This window comes from Staphylococcus croceilyticus (assembly GCF_002902575.1).
Classification (GTDB): Bacteria; Bacillota; Bacilli; order Staphylococcales; family Staphylococcaceae; genus Staphylococcus; species Staphylococcus croceilyticus.
This window is the reverse complement of the sequence record NZ_PPRD01000112.1, coordinates 1-2,919: the sequence shown is the minus strand read 5'-3', so window position 1 is coordinate 2,919 and position 2,919 is coordinate 1. Positions and strand designations below refer to the sequence as shown.

The window sequence follows — 2,919 nt, the reverse complement described above, 5'->3', positions numbered from 1 at the left end:
ATAATACATTATACATAATACAACAATTTTTTCTATATCTATTATTATAACAATACAACAATATAATATATTATATATTTTACTTTTGAGTATTATTGGTAGAATTGTTAAGCGTAGTACTAATAAAATTTCATAAAAGGCCCATAATCAATACTTTTTTATAAGATATTAATAATTAAAAAGTAACACATAAAAAACGCCTCGATTTAATTGTTCGAGGCTCTTTCTATTTAGTAGTTATGATAAGATAATAGGATAAATCTTTATTCGTTAATGACCAAATAAAAGTAAATACATAATTACTAACACCTTACACTACAACTATACTTAGTTTACTGTATTTGATTATTTATAATGGTGGTGGTCCTAAATATACTGGACCTATATCTTTACGATAATATCGAATGTTATTATTTGAAAAAGTATGGAGAATAGCAATTGTAAATAATTTATGTTTTTCAACAAAAGAACCTTTAAATTTAAGATAAATATAATCTCCTCTTTGATTCCAACCAGCCACTTCGTTATTATCTTTTGTATCTATCATTTTGCAATGTTCTTTTTTATCTACACTCACTGTAAAAAGGTGATTTTCATACTCGAACAATCCTATTTTTTCTTTATTAAATCTTTCTTCATTACTTAAGTGTATTTCGTTATATACTCCAGAATTAACTTCAAAATATGTTAGTATATAATTTCTTTTCTGTTGCATTCCTGTTTTCTTTGACTTTACTATGATATTGTCATTATCATCCTTAAAAAGATATCTTTCAAAAAAGCGTCCAAAAGATACATTTCCTATAATTTTTTCGAATATATTTTTATAATACTTTTGAACAACTCCTATTTTATCCCCATTAGAATCGAATATAGTAGAAGGTTTAGTCGAGTTAATAAATCTCTTTTTATATTTATACATTATATTCCACCTTTAATATAAACTGGTTTAACTGATTTTTTTAGAGTTTATAAAAAATAATTTTATAAGTATTTATGTAACAACTATATTTTAAACATTATCATTTTGAAATTCTAATTTACTTACATTGCAAACAATTTACTTTTTAGTTATATTTAATGATGGCTTACTACCCATTATCTATAGAGATTTGTACATAGAAAAATTTATCGGAGGTAATACAGTTACTATGAATCAACTAAAAAATACATTGTATAGGTTATTTGAACCTATGACACAAATTGAATTTTATCAAAGTGTGTTAATTAATATTCTAATTATCATTGCTTATATCTTAATGGGTATGATTGTAATTACTATATTAAGAAAATTAGTTACTAAATTTTTCACAGTTAATGAAAAGAAAAAGAATCGTCATAAAATTAAAAGAAGTGAAACACTATCAAAATTGCTCCAAAATTTAATAAGTTATGTCGTATGGTTTATTGTACTTACGTCAATACTCTCACGTTTTGGTATCAGTGTATCAGCGATTTTAGCTGGAGCTGGAGTTGTTGGTGTTGCCGTTGGTTTTGGAGCACAAACCATTGTTAAAGATATTATTACCGGCTTTTTCATTATATTTGAAGGACAGTTCGATGTAAGTGATTATGTTCAAATTAATTCATCTGGCGTAACTATCGCAGAAGGTACGGTTAAAACGATTGGTTTAAGATCAACAAGTATACAATCAGATACCGGAGAAATCTATACATTGCCTAACGGGACGATTAGTGAAATAGTAAACTATTCAACAACGGATGTTTCCCCACTTGTAATGATACCGATTTCTCCTAATGAGAATTACGAAGTCATAGAAGAAAAATTATTAGAATTTTTACCAACGTTGAAAAACAAATATGACATGTTTGTAGCAGCACCTGAATTGCTTGGTTTAGATAGTGTTGATGGGAATGAAATGATTATTAAACTTTTAGCACATGTTAAGCCAGGAATGCACTTCCCAGGTCAACGCTTGCTTCGTAAAGAAGTAATACAGTACTTTAGTGAAGAAGGCATTCATATTCCTAAACCAACACTCGTAAAGCTTGATGAAGACTTAAAGAAATAACCTATAAATAGATTTTTTGAAATAAGTAGAGCATCCCTCACTTCATGTGAAGGATGCTTTTAATTTTAGTACATCTTCTTTTATGTAATATACATTACACAACCTATTTTTTAGTTTTATTTATGGTATGCTTCCCCTTGTTAGTGATATTGCTAAAAATACCAAAATAAAATTGAATTTATTTTGGTATCAATACTTTATTTTAGTTTTTTGAGTCTTAGATCACCTGTGGTTTCGGCTCCAGTCCAATACTTTCCAGTCAATTCATTTTCTCCAACTATTAATCTTGTTGTTCCTCGATTAATAGGATTTTTCTTTTCGAATTCGGCTTTTGGATTTGTTATATAAGTATAGTACAATATATTTTTACCATGTTCTTCAATAATATCTGCTGTAATACTATTACTAGTAATTTCATCGCTTATTAATTCAATATTTACTGTTAAAAAAGTTTGTTTTATTTCCACACTTACCTCTTTAATTCCACCGTCTCCATAAAAATGTCTGAGTGTTGCCACATAATCTCCTGATATATCAACTTGCTTATTAAATATACGAAACAATTTCCACTTCCACATAAACCTTTCATACCCTATAGTGATAAATGTTGATATTGTTACAGTATAACTTATGATATCTATCCATCCTATTTGCCATACCGTACATGATACTATAATTAGTAACAAGAAAAAGAATCCTGTAACCCCCCCTGTTATTTTAATCAAATGATTTATTTTGTCATTCATATTTTTTCTCACCACTATATTCAAAATAATTCTTTACATCTAGAATAAAATTTTTATAAACATTATTTTTTTCTTGAGAATCGCATAAATATAGAATGTCATTAGGTTCTTTAAATTCACTTAATTTATCTATATTATCT

3 protein-coding genes are annotated in these 2,919 nt (G+C 27.0%); 1 reads left to right on the top strand and 2 read right to left on the bottom strand.

The features are described from left to right. Window positions 1-349: 349 nt before the first annotated feature. Complete coding sequence (locus CD128_RS11930; RefSeq protein ID WP_231917319.1) at window positions 350-922, bottom strand: tubby C-terminal domain-like protein; 573 nt, start codon at window positions 920-922, stop codon at window positions 350-352. Window positions 923-1,151: 229 nt separating this feature from the next. Between CD128_RS11930 and CD128_RS11020 the strand changes: the two genes are divergently transcribed. Beyond that, complete coding sequence (locus CD128_RS11020; protein WP_103329938.1) at window positions 1,152-2,033, top strand: mechanosensitive ion channel family protein; 882 nt, start codon at window positions 1,152-1,154, stop codon at window positions 2,031-2,033. A gap of 197 nt (window positions 2,034-2,230) precedes the next feature. Here the strand turns inward: CD128_RS11020 and CD128_RS11015 are convergent, their stop codons facing one another. Then, window positions 2,231-2,779, bottom strand: a complete 549-nt coding sequence (locus tag CD128_RS11015) for a Cap15 family cyclic dinucleotide receptor domain-containing protein (RefSeq protein ID WP_083553773.1) — start codon at window positions 2,777-2,779, stop codon at window positions 2,231-2,233. Window positions 2,780-2,919 lie beyond the last annotated feature (140 nt).